Raw genomic sequence first — 18,763 nt, 5'->3', positions numbered from 1 at the left:
CGAGCATGAATATCGAACTGGCGCGCAACAAACTCGATCTGTCATCGGCCATCGCCGAGGGCGATATCCGGGTGCTGCTGATGGTGCTGGTTCACATGACCGGCGACGAGCGCTGGCTGGAGCCGCCCTACAAACCCAGGCGCGACGTGCGCCTGATCCCGGACCCGCACGCTGGTGTCGCTCCGGAAATCCAGGCCGAAATCCGCGCCGCCGTGCTGAAGCTGTTTACGAACGGCGAACCGAAGCCCGTGGTCACCGACCCCGGTGACGAATTGATGCTGAAGATGATGCGCGCGACACTCGGCGAAAACGTCGCGCCGGAATATGCGCCGTTGATGCGCGAGGAAATGGGATTCATTCCCCGAGAGGCACGCTGGACCAAACCTCCCTCCAGTGAGAAGCTGGCGCAGCAACATGTCTTGATCGTCGGGGCCGGCGTCTGCGCCATCGCGCTGGGCGTCACCCTTGGCCGCCTCGGCATCCCCTACACCATCGTCGAGAAGAACGCCGAACTCGGCGGCACCTGGTACGTCAACCGTTACCCCGGTTGCGGCGTCGATACGCCGAACCATTCCTATTCCTTCTCGTTCGGGGCACGCAATCCGTGGACGCGTTACTTTGCCCAGCGCCAGGAGTTGCTCGACTATCTCAGGAAAGTCGCGCTCGAATACGACATCCGCAAGCATCTCCGCCTCAACACCGAACTGGCGTCGTCGCGCTGGGACGAGAACAAGCGGCGCTGGATCTCCACATTGAAGACCGCCAATGGCGAGGAGATCTTTGAATCGACCACGCTGGTCAGCGCGATCGGCCAGCTCAACGACCCGCACCCTGCGCACTTCAAGGGCGAGGAGCATTTCAAGGGCGAGATGCTGCACTCAGCCTTGTGGACCGACGACATCAAGCTCGACGGCAAGCATGTCGCCGTCATCGGAACCGGCGCAACTGCGATGCAGCTGGTGCCATCGATCGCCGACCGCGTCGCGTCGGTCACCGTCTATCAGCGCACCGCGCAATGGGCGCGCCCCGTGGCAGGCTATTCCGATCCCATCACCGAGGGCGCGCGGTGGCTGCTCGCGCATTTGCCGTTTTACGTGCAGTGGTACCGCTTCAACATGTTCTGGCGCTACGGCGATGGTCTTTTGCCGTTCCTGCGCAAGGACCCGGAATGGCCGCATCCCGCGCGCGCCGTGAACAAGGGCAATGACCGGCATCGCGAGGAGCTGACGGAGTTCATCCAGTCCGAATTGAAGGACCGTCCCGATCTCGTCGAGAAATGCGTGCCGACCTATCCGCCCTATGGCAAGCGCATCCTGCTCGACAACAACTGGTTCAAGACGCTGACGAAGCCGAATGTCGAACTGGTCACCGACGGGATCGATCATTTCGCGCAAGACGGCATTGTTGCTTCCGACGGCAAATTACGGCCCGCCGATGTCATCGTGATTTCGACCGGCTTCAAGGTCACGGAGATGGCCGCGCGCCTCAACATCAGCGGGCGTCACGGCAAGAGTCTCAAGACGGCGTGGGCCAACGACAACCCGACGGCCTATCTCGGTCTCACCGTGCCGGACTTTCCGAACTTCTTCGTGATGCTCGGTCCCAATTCAGGGCCCGCGCATGGCGGCAGCGTGATCTTCCAGTCGGAATGCCAGAGCCGCTACATCTCGGCTTGCCTCGTCGAAATGATCGAGCAAGGCATCGCCGCGATCGATGTTCGCCCCGAGGCACATGACCAATACGTCAAGAAGGTGGATGCCGAGCATGAGCAGTTGATTTGGACTCACCCCGGCATGACGACCTATTACCGCAACAAGCAAGGTCGGGTTTTCTCGGCGATGCCGTGGCGGTTTGTGGACTACTGGGCGATGACGCACGATCCTGATTTACAGGATTACCACCGCACCAAGGCCTGACATATCAACAGGTGTGGGAACCCGGTGGATGTACAAACCTTGGTGTTATTGACACCTGCCTCTATCTGCCGCAGCATTCTCCGCGACTGCACCTGCCGGAGTTACTGAGCGTTCGGGCTCTCTGCTTCGCAGGCATTGGCGCCCCGGTTACATGATCGAGACGACACGCAGCGGATGCGGACGAAAGTCCGTCGACCAACTCTTGAGGAGGAGCATGACGCCACCGGATCAGACTGGTGACCTTGCCCATCGCAAGGTCAGGGTGCGGTCGAGGTCATAAGCAGCTGCCAGCCTCGTTGCACCTTTCAACAATTCGAACATATCCACGGGACTGGAGCGCAAAGGCCACGCGCTACCGGATCCTGAGATCATACTGGTGTCTACCAGAAATCCTTCGCCTATAACGAAGATGTAGGGCCCCGCGATGCTTTAATGCACCGGGGCCCATTCGTTTTTGCAATGGCAACCCGCGTCGCATGGTTCCATGCTTTGATCGGATCGCGATACCGATCCGACTGAACAAGGACACGCCATGGACCGACCGCGCGTACGAATCTACACCGATTACAAGAGCCCCTATGCGTTCGTCGCCAACAAGCGGCTGTTCGAACTCGAGGACGCTCATGGCGTCGAACTCGAATGGCTGCCCTACACGCTGCGCATTCCCGAATTCATGGGCACGGTGGAAGAGCGCACGCCGCACTTCTGGCGCAAGGTGCGTTACGCCTACATGGACGCACGCCGCTACGCCAATGCACAGGGCCTCACCATGAAGGGGCCGCGGCGCATTTATGACGCCTTCTATTCCAGCGCCGGCATGCTGTTCGCGCAGCGCCATGGCCTGTTCCGGCCCTATCACGACACGGTATTCCGTCGCTTCTGGAGTCACGATCTCGAAATCGACGAGCTGTCGGACATTTCGGGCGTGATCGCATCAATCGGCGGCTCGGCTCGGGAGTTCGAGGCCTACGTCCACGGCCCGGCGCGGGCCGAGCACGACCGCATCATCGATGAAGCGGAAGCGCTCGGTGTGTTCGGCGTGCCGACCATGGTCTTCAACGGTGAATTGTTCTGGGGCGGCGATCGCATCGACATGCTGATCGAGCGCATCAGCAATCCGGAGTCGATCGCGACGGCGCTGGGCAGCCGCCACCGGGCATGAGGCCACGGACCTCGTGTTGTATCTAACTGCCTGTCAAATGCTGCCAGCACCCGGTGCGTTCCAGCACCGGCCGCAACGCGACCCGGTCGTCCGCATCGAGCGCTGAAAACTTGTCGCGCAGCTGCTGCAGGCATTTCACCTGATATTTGAATGGCGCCAGCGCATAAGGCAGGCCCCAAACATTCATCTCCAGCCGCTCGAGACCTTTGGCAAACGCATCGGCATTGGCGACGAGAAACGGCAGATAGAGTTCGCCTGCGATCTTCAACAACGCCTCGGCCGTGCCGCCCAGCGCTTGTTCGCGCGGATACCATTCTCCCTCGACGCCGGAGGCATCGTCCAGCCGCCGCACCCAGTGATCGGTGAACGGCGCTTTCGCGCGCATGATCCGCATCGGCGTCGGGTCGGTCGCCATCTCGCTGAGCTGGCCGAACCAGGCGAAATCGGCCAGCGACGGCCGGCTGCCGAACAGATAATTGGTCATGCCGACATGCGGCTCGAATGCCGCCAGCATCCGCAAGTAGCTCTCTTCCAGCAGCGGCTTGTTTTCCGCCGTCGCGCCGAGAATGACCATGCGCGAAATCTGCCGCTGGCGGAATTGCTCGATCTCGTCCGGACTGCCGGTCTCGGCCTCCGACACCGACCATTCCTCGCCGGCCCAGCGCGAGACATAGGCCTGGTCTTCCGAATCCCACCAGCGATAGAGAAATAGCGGCTTCACCGCCCATTCGTCGGCGAGGTCTTCCAGGAGATCGCAGACAAACGCGACCGCCTTGTCGTCGGGGATGACGGAGCGTTCCCTGTGACGGCTCTCCAGATCGAAAGCCAGCGTCGTGGTCTCGCCGCGGTAGGTCCCGTCTGGATATTGCAGCACCGGAATCAGATTGGGCCGCAAATGCTCGGTCGCCTTGCGCAGCGCCTTGGTCATGATGACCCAATCGAACGGAATCCTTCGGTAGCGCAACAGCGCGCGCAGCTTGATGGCGTAGGGCGACGCGGTCGAGCCGATCAGCCGGTAGCGTCCTTCGGTCATGGCATTCACCTCGTCCCGTGCCATAGCGCATTCGAATTTTACCCGCCAGACCTGCAATTACGCCTGCGGCGCTTGCCTTGCGGCGCAGCGAATTTTGCAGCTATCCTGCCGGCCAACGATCCGGCCCGCCCCGGCCCAATAATTCAACCGCGGAGAAACGCCATGAACCCTCCTGTCAACGCGCCCGCCGTCAAGGTCGTAAAATCGGTTCGCGAACAGGTGAGCGCGGAAGAATGGCAGGCCCGGGTCGATCTCGCGGCCTGCTACCGGCTCACCGCGATGTACGGGATGACCGAGATGGTGGCCAACCACATCTCCTGCCGCGTGCCGGGCACAACCGACCAGTTCCTGATCAATCCTTACGGCATGCTCTACGAGGAGATCGACGCTTCCAGCCTGATCAAGATCGATGTCGATGGCAACACGCTGTTCAATGCATCGGATTATGACGTCAATGTCGCGGGCTTCGTGATTCACAGCGCCATCCACATGGCCAAGCATGACATGGATTGCGTGGCGCATACGCACACGCCGGCCGGCATGGCCGTCTCGGCCATGGAATGCGGATTGCTGCCGCTGGCGCAGACCTCGATGCGGTTTCTCCACATCGCCTATCACGATTTCGAAGGCATCGCCGACAATGTCGACGAGCGCGAACGGCTGGTGAGGGATCTCGGTGACAACGAAGCCATGATCCTGCGCAACCACGGCCTGCTGGTGGTCGGCCGTACCGTGCCGGCAGCCTTCAATGTGCTGTTTCGCCTCGAACGCGCCTGCCAGGTGCAGGTCATGGCGTTGTCCTGCAACACCAAGCTGATCTATCCGCCGCAGAACATCCTCGAAGACACCTATGAGCGGATGCAGCCGAAGCCCGGCCGCAGCACCCGCAACGGCAACCTCGCCTGGCCGGCGCTGCTGCGCAAGCTCGACCGAACCGATCCTTCCTACCGGAACTAGGCTTCGCGGGTTGGCTGCATCTTTCGCATCAACTTTGGGCGGAGCCTGCCTGTAATTTGATCGCACCTACCGCCGCTAAATCGCCGATGCTGATGTCAGGCGGAGCGACAGGTGCGTCCCGATGAAGACATTCATTCGCGTGGTTGAGCTGTGGGTCCCCGACCGAACCCGCACGCGGCTGGAATTCGGCGGCTGTCTTGGCAGCGAAGAGTATTCGGAGTTCAAGGCCGTCAGCGAAAACGCGCTGTTCGCCTATGACGAAGGCCTTCCGGGCAAGGCCTGGGCCAGCGGTCATCCCGTCATCCTCACGGAATTCGCAAACTCCTACTTCAAGCGCACCGACGAGGCGATCGAGGCCGGCTTGACCTGCGGCGTCGCACTGCCGGTCTTCGCCGGCGAATTCCTGATGGCCGTGATGGTGCTGTTCTGCGGCGACGACGAAAAGCACGTCGGCGCCATCGAGCTCTGGCACAACGATCCAGAGAAATCCCACGAGATGGGCCTGGTCGACGGCTACTACGGCACCGCCGATATGTTCGAGTTCAACTCCCGGCACACCAAGTTTCCGCGCGGGTTCGGCCTGCCCGGCCGCGCCTGGAAAGCCGGCATGCCGCTCATCATCAAGGACCTGCACAACGCCAAGAGTTTTCTGCGTTGGGAGGAAGCGAGCGAAATCGGAATCAATTGCGGCGTCGGCATTCCCTACGCGACGTCGCCGGATCAAACCTGGGTCATGACCTTCCTGTCCGCGCAGGCAACGCCGATCGCGAGACGTTTTGAGATCTGGGTGCCGAATCCGTCGCGAACGGAACTGGTGTTTCAGTCCGGCGATTGCAGCAAGAATGCCGATCTGACCGCGCTTTATGCGTCAAAGACCATACGCAAGGGCGAAGGCAGCATCGGCGGCGCCTGGGCGACGGGCATGCCCGCCATCAACGAGCATCTGAAGGTCGATGAATCGATCGCGGCGCAGCTCGCCCGCGCCGCCGGCATGAACCAGATCGTCGTTCTGCCGGTGATCGAAAATGCGCTGCTCAAGGCCGTTCTCGCCTGGTATCTCTGAACGGTCGCGGAGGAGCCCAACTGATCAGGAAACAGGCCTGTGCCGCAGCGTCCTGAAATAGTCCCGCACCTCCCGCACGAACAGGTCCGGCTGCTCGAACGCCGCGAAGTGACCCCCCTTCGGCATTTCAGCCCAGCGCTGGATATTCGGGTAGCTCGCTTCCATCCACTTTCGTACCGGCGTGACGATCTCCTTGGGGAAGACGGCCACGCCCGTCGGAATCGTGACCTTGAACGGCGTGCGACGCTTGGGCCCGAAACTCTCCCAATAAAGGCGCGCGGATGAGGCGGCGGTCGCCGTCACCCAATAGAGCATCACGTTATCGAGAAGTTCGTCGCGGCCAAGGATGTTCTCGGGGTGCCCGTCGCAATCCGTCCAGGCCCAGAATTTCTCCAGAATCCACGCAGCCTGCCCGCTCGGCGAATCCGTCAGGCCATATCCCAAAGTTTGCGGCCGGGTCGATTGCTGCTTGGAGTAGCCGGAATCCCAATCGGCGTAGTGTTCAATTCCCTTCAGCGCCCGCGCTTCCTCCGGCGTCGGCTGCCCTTCCACATTGGGCCGCGCCGACATCGCCAGCGTGATGTGGATGCCGGCGCAATGTTCGGCATCCTGCGCGCCGATCGCGGTCGTGATGGCCGATCCCCAGTCTCCGCCCTGCGCGCCATAGCGCGAATATCCAAGGCGATCCATCAACACCGCCCAGCTTAACGCGATGCGACCGACGCCCCAGCCGGTCGTCTTCGGCTTCTCGGAGAAGCCAAAGCCTGGCAATGACGGGCAAACGACGTGAAACGCGTCGGCGGCGTTGCCGCCATGCGCGGTCGGATCGGTCAAAGGCTCGATCACCTTATGAAACTCGACCACCGAACCCGGCCAGCCATGGGTGATGACCAGCGGCATCGCTTCCGGGTGCGGCGAACGGACGTGCAGGAAATGAATGTCGAGCCCGTCGATTTCGGTGGTGAACTGCGCAAAGCGATTGAGCCGCGCCTCGCGCCCGCGCCAATCATATTCTTCCGACCAGTAGCGGCAGATGTCCTTGATCCATTTCAGTGGTGCGCCCTGGCTCCAGTCCTCGACCAGTTCGGCTTCCGGCCAGCGCGTGTTGCGCAGCCGCGATTTGAGATCGTCGAGCACCTCGTCGCCGATCGAAATGCGATAGGGCTTGATTTCAGCGCTCATGAAAGACCCTTTTCAAAGCCCGGCCGCTTGCAGGGACGGATTTCACAGATGGAAATCATCGTCCCACGCAAGACCGATATCAAGGGAAGTCCGCGAATTCAGCGAATTCAACGTGTTACAGCGACATTTGGAAAAGGCGTGGATGATCTTCGCAGCGCCGCCGCAATCGGCGAAGTCGGCTCAAGCTCAACGCCGTACTCCGAAAATCCTTCAAAGGCCGATCAGCTTTGCACGAATTGCATACCGGACCAACTCGGCGGTCGATGAAACATTGAGCTTACGCATTGCCGATGCCCGATGGGTCTCGACAGTCTTCACGCTGAGATTTAGCACCGCCCCCACCGACTTGTTGGTGTGTCCTTCCGCAATCAGTTGAACAACGCTCTGTTCTCGCGAAGATAGCAATATCTCCGATTTGTCCTTCTTATTTGACTGATAGTCATGAAGCAACTTCTCCAACAAAACACTGGTGAAGTACGGTCGGTGGTCAAGTAATGCTTCGATGGCCGCAAGAAGGTGGCTCCTCGCATCTGACTTTAGCAGGAATCCCCGCACGCCCGCCAGAAGGGCTTCCGTCAGGATATCTTCACGTTCATGCATTGTGAGAATGAGAACTTCTGTGTGCAGGTGATGCAATTTAATTCGACGACTAACCTCCAACCCATTCATAACGGGCATTGAGTAATCGACGATCGCCACATCCGGCTTCATTTTCAAAGCCAACGCGACGGCTTCCCTGCCATCGGTCGCCTCCCCGCCCACGATCCAGTCGGCGCGAGTTTCGATGATTGCGCGAAGACCGGAGCGAACGACTTCATGGTCGTCCGCAATCAGTATCTGCTTCACAGTGACGTTCCTGTCGGTTGGAGCCACTGGCCAGGCGATTGGCGATAGCGATGCGACAGCGCGACTAACTCGTCATACTGATCGACTATCTTTCCGAAAATCCCACAAAACCCTGAAACTCAGTAGGTGAGTCTTCAGATTTCTCGCTTGAACGCCTTCGATATCCTGGAGACGCCGCGCCCAACATCTGGTTGGTCAGCTCTCCCGGAATCCGTACATAGGGTGCAGCGCAATCTCGCGAGACGACTGGAGAAGCCAGCACCCGATTTATGGTTCGAACCACAATTTGGCTTTATCCTCCATAAACGAACCGTTCCTATGCCTCCACGAGCTTGCTGCGAACCGCGTATCGAACCAGGCCCGCTGTCGAATTTATGTTAAGCTTGCGCATGGCGGCTGCTCGATGCGTCTCCGTCGTCTTTATGCTGAGATTCAAGATCGCGCTTACGCCCTTGTTGCTGTATCCTTCCGCAACCAGTTTAACGATCGTCTTTTCTCGAGGCGAGAGCACCTGATTCTGATTGCCCTTCCCAGCCGCCATGCCCTTTAGTTCGCTCGTGAAAGATCCCGCATAGAACGGTTTATGAACTATCAATGACTCGACGGCCGCCAAGAGCATCTTGTTCGCATCAGCCTTCAGCAAAAACGCACGGGCACCGGCCTGGAACGCCTGCAACGCAAGCACCTCAGAGTCATGCATTGTGAAAATGAGTATTTCCGTTGTTTGCTGATGTTCCCTGATGCGCCGTACAACTTCTATCCCGGTCATAAACGGCATCGCATAGTCAACAATGGCAACGTCGGGCCTTTTCTCCACAGCCCCAGCGACCGCCTCCTTGCCATCGCGAGCCTCAGCAACGACCTCCCAGCCGGCGCGCCCTTCCAACACGGCACGTAGCCCGGATCGCACCGCCTCATGATCGTCGGCAATAAGAATCCGTTTCATGATCGAAGAAAACTCCAATACCGCATCGCGGCGGCCATCGACATCCGACCGTTCGCTTCCAGACTTCGCCGGACTCCCTGCATTCCTCCAGCATTTCGAGCAGCTGACGGTTCTAATGCTGCCCCGCAATGGATCTGTGATGCCCCAGGTGCTTATGATGCCGTACCCGCTGTCGCTCTGCCTTGAGCGGGAGAGAGTGCGGAAGTTCTGCACACAACGTAGTACCTCGGCCCCCTGTCGCTGATGAAGAATGGATTTCGAGCGTACCGCCCAGCTGCCGCAATCGGGCTTTCATCGCCGGAATTCCGACACCAAATGAAATCGCCTCGGGGCCCGATCTCGCTTGATTGATTGACATGCCACGGCCGTTATCAGCGATCTGCAGCTTGAGATGAGTATCCATTGTCTTCATTGTGACGCTTACCCGTGTTGCTTGGGCATGACGGAAGACGTTCATAAGGGCCTCTTGAATAACTCTCAGCACCGCGCGCTGCCGCTCGTAGGACAATTTATCGACGTCCGGAGCGATCGCGAGACTCGTCTTCAACGAAGTGCGTGCCGAAAATCCGTTTACGAACTGCTCGATCGTATTCTTCAGGCCATTGGGTAGCAGATTCTGAGGATGCAGCAGGTACGTAAAGGCGCGGATCTCCCTCTGCGCCTGGTCAATCGACGCATCGATATCATCGATGAGCTTCTCGGCGTTGCCGTTATCGCTCACTGCGCGCCTCAATCGCATCACGTTCAAGCTCGCGGCAATCAAATGCTGGCAGGTCGAATCATGCAGATCGGATGCAATCCGCTGCTGCACCTCTTCCTGAAGCGACAACAGCCGGCGCTCGAGTTCTGCTGCGGCCTGTCTTTTGGCCATCTTGTCGACGGCATCGACCGTCGCCCGCTCTTCGAGAGCCCGATGGCTACCAACCAGCTTAACTATTTTCCCGCCTTCGGAATCACGGACGGGATTGATCGTCGTATCAAACTCGCGTCGGCGTCCGCCGAGGGTAAGGCGGTGCTGGTAACGAACTGATCTTCCCTCGGCTAGACATGCGTCGCAAAAAGCGCAGATGGACCTCGCGTCCTCTTCGCTCATGCAGTCATGAATTTCTCTTTCGCCGTCGATTGAAATTCCGAGCAAGCGTTCGAAGGCCGGGTTCATGCTTTCGTAGAGAAAACGTCCATCATTCGAAATCTGCATTCCGAAGAGATATTCCGGAGCATGTATCCAGTGGAGTTTGTGGTACGCGGGTCGGGGACTCATACGGTCTTGCCCCTGATATTTCCCGGATCGCGCGACCTGTCGGCTGCTTGATTTCCCTAGGCAACGTTAGGTCTACATCGCGCTCTGGGCTTGGCCTAAGTAAATACCCCCTCGAACACCCTCGTCAAGTATCTGTTCGAACATGCGTACGTTTGGCACATTTTGCACATTGCATTTTTATTCAAGTCCTTCAGTTTGCGTTGTAACAATTATAGATTGAACGCGATTTCAGTTACTTAACGCCCACGTAACTGCTGCGGCCGAACTCGGGGAAAACTCTCAAGGACGACTACGCACGCTCAGTATATTTCCCGATAGCGGGAAATTATTCGTCAGCCCAAGATCCTTGACGGAACCGTGATGAAGAACTGCGACAGGTTCATCCGACACCTTTCTTGAGGCTGCTGCAGAAGGCTGTTCTTCCGAAATTCTTCGTCAGATGCGGCTCTTGAATCGGCAAGCCTTTTGCATTCCTGCTTCGCTGGCCAGCAACAAGCCACAGACCAAACAGGACTAAAAAGGGGAAGGCAGCGCTGGCGTAACCGTCATGCAGGCAGCATCTCAATTAGGCCGAGGCAATCAGCAGGCAGCCTCAGTATATTTGCCGATGGCGGGGGGTCTTTGCCCGACCGAAAATACTTGTCGGGGTCGCCCTGCAGCTCAGTCGCCCTGCAGCTCATAGGTCTTGCTATGCCTTCACCCTCTGGCAGGACGAAATTGTATCGATTGCTGATGACGGCGCTTGTTGCGATGGCGCCGGCATTGTTGCTCGCGGCCTGTCAGAGAGAGACTGACGCCGCAGCTCCAGTGGCCCGTCCGGTTCGAACTATAACCGTTGAGAAGCGCGAGGCTGGCCAGGCGATTACGTTCACAGGTCGTATCGAGGCTGAGGACGAGGTGAGCGTGGCGTTTCGAATTTCCGGGCGGCTGCTGGAAAACAGCGGCAAGCTTGGGGATCGGGTGCAAGCCGGGCAAATCATGGCACGGCTGGAGCCACAAAACGAGTTGAACACACTGCGGCAGGCGCAGGCAGGTCTCGCGGCAGCCCAGGGCCAATTGACGCAGGCGCGCAATCATTTCGACCGCCAGGAGACGCTTCTTGCGCAGGGATGGACGACACGAGCCAATTTCGATGTCGCGACGCAGGCGCAACAGACCGCCCAATCGCAGGTGGATGCCGCCGAAGCCCAACTCCGTACCGCACACGATTTGGTGGGCTTCACCGAACTCAAAGCCGATGCGCCGGGGACAATAACCGCAACAGGCCCCGGCGCGGGGGAAGTTGTTCAGGCCGGGCAAATGATCGCCAGGCTTGCACGAAAGGACGGTCGCGACGCGATCTTCGACGTTCCGGCCCAGTTGCTTCGATCAGCACCCAGCGATCCCCAGATCACCGTCAGCCTGACGGACGATCCGGCGGTGACTGCTCGCGGACGCATCCGAGAGGTCGCCGCACAAGCCAATCCTGTAACGCGGACCTTCGAGGTCAAGGTCGGCCTGACTGACCCTCCAGCAGCCATGCGGCTTGGGGCAACGGTCGTCGGGCGCCTGCAAACCGACGCCGTGCCGATTATCGACATCCCGGCGACGGCATTAACGAAGATCAATCAGCGACCGGCGGTATGGATTGTCGATCCATCGACCAAAACAGTTTCGATCCGAAACGTCGACGTCTTGCGCTTTGACCAGGCGCGGGTGGTCGTTTCCCAGGGGCTGGACACCGGCGAAGTCGTGGTCACAGCGGGCGTTCAGGCCCTTCACCCGGGCCAGAAGATTCGCCTGCTCGGGTCAGAGCCATGATCAATCTCTCCGAATGGGCGCTCAAACACCGCTCGCTCGTCGCCTACATCATGATCGTTGCCGTCATCGCCGGCATCTTGTCGTACTTCCGACTTGGCCGCAGCGAAGATCCAACCTTCATCATCAAGACCATGGTCGTGCAGGCAGCCTGGCCGGGGGCGACCGTCGAGGAGACCCTCAAGCAGGTGACCGAACGGCTTGAGCGCAAACTGCAAGAAACGCCTCATCTGGATTTTCTGCGCAGCTTCACGCGTGCCGGCGTTACGACAATCTTTGTCAACCTGAAGGGCAGCGCGAACGAGAAGGAAGTGTTGGACACCTGGTATCAGGTTCGCAAGAATGTCGGCGATATCCGCCACACGCTCCCGGCAGGAATCGTCGGGCCCGGCTTCAATGACGATTTCGGTGATACGTTCGGGATTATCTATGGCTTTACGAGCGACGGCTTCACGCATCGCGAACTGCGCGATCGTGTCGAGGATATCCGCTCAAAACTGCTCCTGGTGCCTGACGTATCAAAAATCGAACTGTTAGGGGCACAGGACGAGAGGATCTTCGTCGAATTCTCGATGAAGGAACTCGCCAGCCTGGGGATCGACCGATCTGCACTGATCGCCGCACTGCAAGCGCAGAACATCGTACAGCCGGCCGGCACGATTCAAACCGGCAATGAAAGCCTTTCGCTGCGGGTTTCCGGCGCATTTGCATCGGAGCAGGATGTCGCGAACACCAATTTCGTCGCCGGCGGACGTGTGCTTCGTCTCAGCGATATCGCGCAGATACGGCGTGACTATTCCGATCCGCCGCAGCCGCAGTTTCGTGTCAATGGCGAACCGGCCATCGGGCTTGCGATCGCGATGCGGGACGGCGGTGATATTCTTGCTCTCGGCGCAAACATCAAACGAGTGATGGCGCAGATCACCGCCGATTTGCCTGTCGGCATCGAGCCGAAACTCATTGCGGACCAGGCCGTCACCGTCGACGGCGCCATCTCGGAATTCATGACGTCGCTGCTGCAGGCGATCGCCATTATTCTCGTCGTGAGCTTCATCAGCCTCGGCGTCCGGCCCGGCTTGATCATCGCGCTTTCCATTCCGTTGACGCTCGCCATCGTCTTTCCGATCATGAAAATGTCGGGCATCGATATGCAACGCATATCGCTCGGCGCGCTGATCATCGCCCTCGCCTTGCTCGTCGACGACGCGATGACGACGACCGACGCCACGCTCAATCGACTGGCTGCCGGCGACGACAAGGTCGAGGCCGCGACATTCGCGTTCCGGACCTACGCATTTGCCATGCTCGCGGGGACGCTGGTGACGATCGCCGGCTTCGTCCCCGTCGGCTTTGCCGCCAGTTCGGCGGGAGAATACACATTCTCGCTCTTCGCGGTGGTCAGCATCGCGCTGATCGTGTCATGGTTCGTTGCGGTGATCTTTGCGCCGCTGCTGGGCGTCGTCATTCTCAAGCCACCGAGGGTCGCAGCGACCGGCGATCCCGGCAGGATTTTTCGATGGTATCGGAATTTCCTCACCTTCGCCATGCGCGCGAAATGGCTGACGATCTTCGTTTCGCTGGCACTCTTCGTAGCGTCCTTTCTCGCGCTTCCCCTCATCCCTCGGCAGTTCTTTCCGTCCTCGGATCGTCCGGAGTTGCTGGTCGATCTCAGTCTGCCGCAGAATGCGTCGATCTATGCCAGCGAAACCGCTGCGCAACGCCTCGATGCTGCTCTGAAGGGCGATCCGGATGTCGCGCGCTGGAGCACCTATGTGGGTCGCGGCGCGATTCGCTTCTATCTGCCGCTCAATGTTCAGTTACCGAACAACTTCTTTACGCAGGCGGTAATCGTTGCAAAGGACGTTGCGGCACGCGAACGCCTTCGTTTAAAGCTTGAAAAGATCCTGTCTGACGAGTTTCCAAGCGCAATTTCGCGGGTTTACCCGCTTGAACTTGGGCCTCCGGTCGGATGGCCTGTGCAATATCGCGTCAGCGGACCCGACATAGGTCAGGTGCGCGAGATTGCTCTCAAGCTCGCCCAAATCGTCGCGACCAATCCCAAAGCCGAAAAGGTCAATTTTGACTGGATAGAGCCCGCCCGCCAGGTGCGCATTCGGGTCGACCAGGATGAAGCGCGCCTGCTGGGCCTGAGCTCGCAGGCATTGGCTGGTGTCTTGAATACCGTGATATCCGGCACCTCCGTTACCCAGGTGCGCGATGATATTTATCTCGTCGATGTCATCGCACGTGCGACGGATGAACAACGCGTCTCGCTTGCTACCCTGCGCACCGTGCAAGTGCCGCTGCCGGGCGGGCGAACGGTTCCGATCAGTCAGTTTGCGACCTTCGAATACGGGCAGGAATATCCCTTGATCTGGCGGCGCGACCGCGTTCCGACGCTGACGGTGCAAGCCGACATCGTCGCAGGAGCCCTGCCGGAAACGGTAGTGAGTTCGCTTTCGCCCGGTGTGGAAGCCCTGACAAAGACCCTCCCTGCCGGGTATCACATCGTTGTCGGCGGGACGGTCGAAGAAAGCCAGAAATCACAGGCCTCCGTCATCGCCGTCGTTCCGGTCATGTTGCTCATCATGCTCACGGTCCTCATGGTGCAGCTGCAAAGCTTCCAACGGCTGTTCCTGGTCCTTAGCGTAGCGCCGCTCGGCCTGATCGGCGTCGTCGCGGCGCTGCTGCTGTCTGGCAGGCCACTGGGCTTCGTTGCCATTCTCGGCATCCTGGCGCTGCTGGGCATGATCACCAAGAATGCGGTGATCCTGATCGGGCAGATCGAGGCGGAGCGCTCTCAGGGGAAAAATGCTTGGGACGCCGCCATCGATGCCAGCAGCTCCCGTTTCCGTCCAATCATGCTGACCGCTGTGTCCACCGTTCTCGGCATGATACCGATCGCTCCGACGGTGTTCTGGGGACCAATGGCCTTTGCGATCATGGGAGGCTTGTTGGTTGCGACAATTCTCACGCTGATCTTTCTGCCCACATTGTATGTTGCCTGGTTCAAGGGAGTCGAAGAATCCTCAGCTCTTTCGTCGAACCCGGCATAGTCGCGCAAAATGCAAATCGCCCGTGCCGGGTCGTCACGACCCCTGATCAAGTCCAGATCGGAGAAACGCATATTCAGATCCAAACCGTAGCGCCTTTCGCAATGCCATAAGGTGATTCCTAAACATCGACTGGGTGATCCACCCGATATCGCGGCTCGCTCCAATCGTGCATTGTTCCGATACTCAACAAAGGAGGCGACGATGCAGACCCCAAAGGTACGCTTGGCATTTGCCCTGCTTGTTCCCGCACTACTCGCAGTGTCAATTTCCGAAGCGGCGGCGCAGAAGCAGTCGGCCAGTGCGGCACGAGCAGAATGCTTCAGGCAAGCCAATGAGGCCGCGAACGCTGTCCCTATGACCAGCCCCACAGCAGAGAGAAACGCAAGGGGCGTGTCGGCCTATCGGGATTGCGCCAGGCGAATGGGAATCCGGCCCTAATACGGCATTTTGATACGGCTGCAGCTCCGTCGCAACTGCAGCCGATCTAGTTTCACTCCGGCCATGGCCGAATGGCCGCGATTGTCGCCGGTTGGCGCAATCGAGGCTCGAAATGACGTCGCAGCCGGTGCAAGTGCTTTCCTTATTCGCATTGACCGCGATGGTGGTCCGACCAATGGTGAGCTCGCCACCCTAAGCGTCCTCTTGACTATCTTCTGATTATCTTCGGCTGCGATTCAATCCGAAGCCACGGCAACCCTTTGCCCCTGCGGCAAGGGTGATTCCTCATCTTCATCTAGGTGGATCACCCGATATCGTAGCGAACCCTGAACGTGCAGTGTGCAGAGAAAGCGGCTCCTGAAGCAGCGATGCGGCTGCGGCTCCGTTGCAATCCAGCTTCGCCCAGGGCAATGGCCGTCCAAGTACCGCCAAGCCGATCGAACGCCATGCTTCTACACAAGAAAGCAAAGGCGAGATGAGGGCCGCCTCCTGATCCTCGCCAACTAAGTTGGTGTTGATGCATCGGTGGGAGCGAGACCCCGCTGCTGAGTAACATGGAGGTCGGTCGGGTCATGAACTCTTCGGAGGAACAAAGCAGACCGGCAGAGCTGGGCGTGAACGGTCCAGGCACTCTTGGGAGTGCGATTTTCCGCGGTGCCGGATTTTTTTTCTTCTGGCTGGGGCTAACCGACGCCGACACCGGCGATCTTGCCGCCGGATTGGCCGCTGCTGTCGCAGCAACCTGGGCAAGTCTGCGCCTGATGCCGCCACAGCATTGGAGCCTGCGTCCGATCAAGCTCGTCGAATTCGTGCTGCACTTTCTGCGTCAATCGATCGTGGCCGGGGTGGACGTCGCACTGCGGGCGCTTGATCCTCGGCCGCGGTTGCGGCCGGGCTTTGTTGTCTATCAAGCGCACCTTCCACCGGGCACAGCACGAGATGCGTTCTGCGCAATCATGAGTTTGCTGCCCGGCACGCTTCCGTGCGGGCCCGCGGAAGGCAATGGCCTAACCGTTCATTGCCTCGATGTCACGCAGCCGGTGGGCGAGCAGCTGGCTGCGGAGGAAGCCCTGTGCATCCAGGCACTCGGAGGAGCGCGGAGTAATGGCTAGCTTCCTGTTCGGAGCCGCGGGCTTCGTGCTGACGATGGTGGCGCTTGGCTTGGTCGTTATTCTTCAGCGCCCAGCCGAGGTTGACCACATGATGGTGGCCCAACTCTTGGGCACCGGCGGCGTAGCCATCCTTCTTTTGCTGGCTACGGCGACTGAGACACCGCCGGTCGTGGACGCTGCATTGCTGCTTGCGCTGTTTGCAGCGTTCGCGGCCGTCGCGTTCGTTAGAAGCGCTTCCGACCCGGAGAGCGAGGTCTCGAAGGCAACGAGCGGCAGATGAGCCTCGCGCTTGACATCTTCACCGTTTCAGCTGTCTCGGCGGGGGCATTCTTCTTTTTGGCGGGGACGGTCGGCTTGCTCCGGTTCCCGGACGCACTGACGCGTCTGCATGCCCTGACCAAGGTAGACAATCTCGGCCTTGGCCTTGTCGTTCTGGGCCTTTTGCCACAGGCAAACGGACCGTTCGGCGCCTTGAAGCTGGTGAGCATCTGGCTACTGGTCCAGTTGTCCGGCGCGATTGTTACACAGCTAATTGCAGGCGCGGTTCGACCACGCGGACCACATCGATGACCATCGTGTCTGTTTTCGATATCGGTCTTGTCGTCCTGATCCTCGGGATCGGAGCATCGACTATCGCCGCGCGCGAGGCGTTCTCAGCTGTTATCGGCTTTGTCGTCTACGGGTTGCTGTTGGCCATCGCCTGGGTCAGGCTCGCTGCGGTCGATGTCGCGCTGACGGAGGCGGCGATCGGCGGTGGAATGACAGGCATGCTGATGCTCGGGGCGGTCGCACGCCTGCGGTTTGCCAAAGGCAGCGACACCCGGGCCAGCCTGCCGGTGCGTTTTGCGACTGGGGTATTGTGCGCGCTTGTCACGGCAGGCCTAGCAACCGCCATCCTGTCCCCACCCGAAGTCATTCCAACACTCGCACCGATGGTGATGGAGCATCTGGCGCAGAGCGGCCTCGGCAATCCGGTCGCCGGCGTGCTGTTCGTTTACCGCGCTCTCGACACGCTGCTCGAGAAAGTGGTCTTGATACTCGCTTTGCTCGGCGTCTGGTCGTTGGCGCCCGATACCGTGTGGGGTGGAATACCGGGACTGCGTCTCTATTCGCAGTCAAACAGCACGCTGACTTTTCTTGCCCAGCTTCTGCCACCGGTGGGAATCGTGGTGGCGATCTATATGTGCTGGGTCGGCGCAAAAGAACCGGGCGGCGCCTTTCAAGGCGGCACGGTCCTGGCGGCGATGTGGCTCCTTGCCATGATCGCGGGCCTGGAGAGCGTACCTTCGATCGATCAGCGCTGGTTACGCCTGCTGCTCATTGTCGGACCGGTGATTTTCCTTGCCATCGGAATAGCCGGGATGGTGCTGGCGAATGCCTTTCTTGCTTATCCACCGGGGCACGCCAAACCGCTGATTGTCGCGGTAGAGGTCGCCTTGACACTTTCAATCGGTGTGGCCCTGGCCCTGCTGGCCGCAGGCCCGCCGGAACGGGTGCAACAGCAATGAACGCTGCAACGTTGTTCGGGTTAAGTGGCGCAGCTCTGGTGGGAATTGGATTGTACGGGCTCGTCACGAATCCCGAACCGCTGCGCAAGATACTGGCATTCAACCTGCTGGGAAGCGGCGTATTTCTGGTATTCGGCGTCGTGTCCAGAAGGGCCGCAGCTTCCGGCCTCGGGGGTGACCCAGTTCCTCAAGCGATGGTCATTACCGCGATCGTTGTTGCCTTCGCGGCGACCGCCATGGCCATCGCCCTGGTGCTGCGACTTTTGCAGGAAACCGGCCGATCCACGCTCAGCCCCGATAATTCCGGAGGCACCGATCCGGTTGGAGGCAACTCCTGATGCCGGAGGCAAACGTCTTGCCCGACGCGACAACGACAGATGGAGCGTTCCTTGTTCTGGCGATCGTATTGCCGGTCGTGGGCGTTCTGTTGTCATTCATCCTGGGCGGGCGATACGCTGAAAGGATTGCCTCCGTTCTGCTGCCCTC

At 59.6% G+C, this 18,763-nt stretch carries 16 protein-coding genes; 11 read left to right on the top strand and 5 right to left on the bottom strand.

Annotation, left to right across the window (positions count from 1 at the left end; translation table 11 throughout):
• Window positions 1-5 precede the first annotated feature (5 nt).
• Together ACVWVY_RS19070 and ACVWVY_RS19065 are read left to right on the top strand one after the other, a co-directional pair.
• Window positions 6-1,916: a flavin-containing monooxygenase gene (locus tag ACVWVY_RS19070; RefSeq protein ID WP_456627817.1), complete on the top strand. Its 1,911-nt coding sequence runs from the start codon at window positions 6-8 to the stop codon at window positions 1,914-1,916.
• 532 nt (window positions 1,917-2,448) lie between these two features.
• Complete coding sequence (locus tag ACVWVY_RS19065) at window positions 2,449-3,078, top strand: DsbA family protein (protein ID WP_456627816.1); 630 nt, start codon at window positions 2,449-2,451, stop codon at window positions 3,076-3,078.
• Between the two features lie 22 nt (window positions 3,079-3,100).
• On the opposite strand, the gene ACVWVY_RS19060 is transcribed toward ACVWVY_RS19065, so the two are convergent.
• Window positions 3,101-4,111 (bottom strand): glutathione S-transferase N-terminal domain-containing protein, encoded by a 1,011-nt coding sequence (locus ACVWVY_RS19060; RefSeq protein WP_456627815.1) that lies wholly within the window; start codon window positions 4,109-4,111, stop codon window positions 3,101-3,103.
• 162 nt (window positions 4,112-4,273) lie between these two features.
• Here ACVWVY_RS19060 and ACVWVY_RS19055 point away from each other — a divergent pair, with 162 nt between their 5' ends.
• Window positions 4,274-5,068 (top strand): class II aldolase/adducin family protein, encoded by a 795-nt coding sequence (locus tag ACVWVY_RS19055; protein ID WP_456627814.1) that lies wholly within the window; start codon window positions 4,274-4,276, stop codon window positions 5,066-5,068.
• Window positions 5,069-5,189: 121 nt separating this feature from the next.
• Window positions 5,190-6,131 carry a GAF domain-containing protein gene (locus ACVWVY_RS19050; RefSeq protein WP_456627813.1) on the top strand — a complete coding sequence of 314 codons (942 nt, stop codon included), beginning with the start codon at window positions 5,190-5,192 and terminating at the stop codon, window positions 6,129-6,131.
• Window positions 6,132-6,155: 24 nt separating this feature from the next.
• Here ACVWVY_RS19050 and ACVWVY_RS19045 read toward each other — a convergent pair whose 3' ends face one another.
• From ACVWVY_RS19045 to ACVWVY_RS19030, 4 genes are all read right to left on the bottom strand, one after another.
• Window positions 6,156-7,313 (bottom strand): epoxide hydrolase family protein, encoded by a 1,158-nt coding sequence (locus tag ACVWVY_RS19045; protein WP_456627812.1) that lies wholly within the window; start codon window positions 7,311-7,313, stop codon window positions 6,156-6,158.
• Between the two features lie 210 nt (window positions 7,314-7,523).
• Window positions 7,524-8,159, bottom strand: a complete 636-nt coding sequence (locus ACVWVY_RS19040; protein WP_456627811.1) for a response regulator transcription factor — start codon at window positions 8,157-8,159, stop codon at window positions 7,524-7,526.
• 316 nt (window positions 8,160-8,475) lie between these two features.
• Window positions 8,476-9,105, bottom strand: coding sequence for a response regulator (locus ACVWVY_RS19035; RefSeq protein ID WP_456627810.1), 630 nt, complete (start codon window positions 9,103-9,105; stop codon window positions 8,476-8,478).
• A 112-nt stretch (window positions 9,106-9,217) separates the two neighbouring features.
• Window positions 9,218-10,303: an ATP-binding protein gene (locus ACVWVY_RS19030; protein ID WP_456627809.1), complete on the bottom strand. Its 1,086-nt coding sequence runs from the start codon at window positions 10,301-10,303 to the stop codon at window positions 9,218-9,220.
• 795 nt (window positions 10,304-11,098) lie between these two features.
• On the opposite strand from ACVWVY_RS19030, the gene ACVWVY_RS19025 reads away from it, so the two are divergent.
• From ACVWVY_RS19025 to ACVWVY_RS18995, 7 genes are all read left to right on the top strand, one after another.
• A complete protein-coding gene (locus ACVWVY_RS19025; protein WP_456632249.1) occupies window positions 11,099-12,166 on the top strand; it encodes an efflux RND transporter periplasmic adaptor subunit in 1,068 nt (355 codons plus the stop codon).
• Window positions 12,163-15,219 carry an efflux RND transporter permease subunit gene (locus ACVWVY_RS19020; protein ID WP_456627808.1) on the top strand — a complete coding sequence of 1,019 codons (3,057 nt, stop codon included), beginning with the start codon at window positions 12,163-12,165 and terminating at the stop codon, window positions 15,217-15,219. The genes ACVWVY_RS19025 and ACVWVY_RS19020 overlap by 4 nt, the downstream gene beginning before the upstream one ends.
• Before the next feature lie 1,010 nt (window positions 15,220-16,229).
• Entirely contained in the window at window positions 16,230-16,769 is a 540-nt protein-coding gene (locus tag ACVWVY_RS19015) for a Na+/H+ antiporter subunit E (protein WP_456627807.1), read from the top strand.
• Window positions 16,762-17,049, top strand: a complete 288-nt coding sequence (locus tag ACVWVY_RS19010) for a monovalent cation/H+ antiporter complex subunit F (RefSeq protein ID WP_456627806.1) — start codon at window positions 16,762-16,764, stop codon at window positions 17,047-17,049. Before ACVWVY_RS19015 ends, ACVWVY_RS19010 begins: the two co-directional genes overlap by 8 nt.
• Window positions 17,046-17,339, top strand: coding sequence for a monovalent cation/H(+) antiporter subunit G (locus ACVWVY_RS19005; RefSeq protein ID WP_456627805.1), 294 nt, complete (start codon window positions 17,046-17,048; stop codon window positions 17,337-17,339). Before ACVWVY_RS19010 ends, ACVWVY_RS19005 begins: the two co-directional genes overlap by 4 nt.
• The gene (locus ACVWVY_RS19000) at window positions 17,336-18,277 is read left to right on the top strand and encodes an MnhB domain-containing protein (RefSeq protein ID WP_456627804.1); all 942 of its coding nucleotides are present in this window, start codon (window positions 17,336-17,338) and stop codon (window positions 18,275-18,277) included. The genes ACVWVY_RS19005 and ACVWVY_RS19000 overlap by 4 nt, the downstream gene beginning before the upstream one ends.
• Window positions 18,274-18,615 carry an NADH-quinone oxidoreductase subunit K gene (locus tag ACVWVY_RS18995; RefSeq protein ID WP_456627803.1) on the top strand — a complete coding sequence of 114 codons (342 nt, stop codon included), beginning with the start codon at window positions 18,274-18,276 and terminating at the stop codon, window positions 18,613-18,615. The genes ACVWVY_RS19000 and ACVWVY_RS18995 overlap by 4 nt, the downstream gene beginning before the upstream one ends.
• The last annotated feature ends 148 nt before the right edge of the window (window positions 18,616-18,763 follow it).

This window comes from Bradyrhizobium sp. URHC0002 (genome assembly GCF_054059515.1).
The sequence above is the reverse complement of the archived record's forward strand: the minus strand, read 5'-3'. Positions and strand labels throughout refer to the sequence as shown.

What these genes read in the sequence shown, in the direction of transcription:
- ACVWVY_RS19070 (WP_456627817.1), top strand. Translation starts at nt 6, where the DNA reads ATGAATATCGAACTGGCGCGCAACAAACTCGATCTGTCATCGGCCATC.
- ACVWVY_RS19065 (WP_456627816.1), top strand. Translation starts at nt 2,449, where the DNA reads ATGGACCGACCGCGCGTACGAATCTACACCGATTACAAGAGCCCCTAT.
- ACVWVY_RS19060 (WP_456627815.1), bottom strand. Translation starts at nt 4,111, where the DNA reads ATGACCGAAGGACGCTACCGGCTGATCGGCTCGACCGCGTCGCCCTAC.
- ACVWVY_RS19055 (WP_456627814.1), top strand. Translation starts at nt 4,274, where the DNA reads ATGAACCCTCCTGTCAACGCGCCCGCCGTCAAGGTCGTAAAATCGGTT.
- ACVWVY_RS19050 (WP_456627813.1), top strand. Translation starts at nt 5,190, where the DNA reads ATGAAGACATTCATTCGCGTGGTTGAGCTGTGGGTCCCCGACCGAACC.
- ACVWVY_RS19045 (WP_456627812.1), bottom strand. Translation starts at nt 7,313, where the DNA reads ATGAGCGCTGAAATCAAGCCCTATCGCATTTCGATCGGCGACGAGGTG.
- ACVWVY_RS19035 (WP_456627810.1), bottom strand. Translation starts at nt 9,105, where the DNA reads ATGAAACGGATTCTTATTGCCGACGATCATGAGGCGGTGCGATCCGGG.
- ACVWVY_RS19030 (WP_456627809.1), bottom strand. Translation starts at nt 10,303, where the DNA reads ATGCAGATTTCGAATGATGGACGTTTTCTCTACGAAAGCATGAACCCG.
- ACVWVY_RS19025 (WP_456632249.1), top strand. Translation starts at nt 11,099, where the DNA reads ATGACGGCGCTTGTTGCGATGGCGCCGGCATTGTTGCTCGCGGCCTGT.
- ACVWVY_RS19020 (WP_456627808.1), top strand. Translation starts at nt 12,163, where the DNA reads ATGATCAATCTCTCCGAATGGGCGCTCAAACACCGCTCGCTCGTCGCC.
- ACVWVY_RS19015 (WP_456627807.1), top strand. Translation starts at nt 16,230, where the DNA reads ATGAACTCTTCGGAGGAACAAAGCAGACCGGCAGAGCTGGGCGTGAAC.
- ACVWVY_RS19010 (WP_456627806.1), top strand. Translation starts at nt 16,762, where the DNA reads ATGGCTAGCTTCCTGTTCGGAGCCGCGGGCTTCGTGCTGACGATGGTG.
- ACVWVY_RS19005 (WP_456627805.1), top strand. Translation starts at nt 17,046, where the DNA reads ATGAGCCTCGCGCTTGACATCTTCACCGTTTCAGCTGTCTCGGCGGGG.
- ACVWVY_RS19000 (WP_456627804.1), top strand. Translation starts at nt 17,336, where the DNA reads ATGACCATCGTGTCTGTTTTCGATATCGGTCTTGTCGTCCTGATCCTC.
- ACVWVY_RS18995 (WP_456627803.1), top strand. Translation starts at nt 18,274, where the DNA reads ATGAACGCTGCAACGTTGTTCGGGTTAAGTGGCGCAGCTCTGGTGGGA.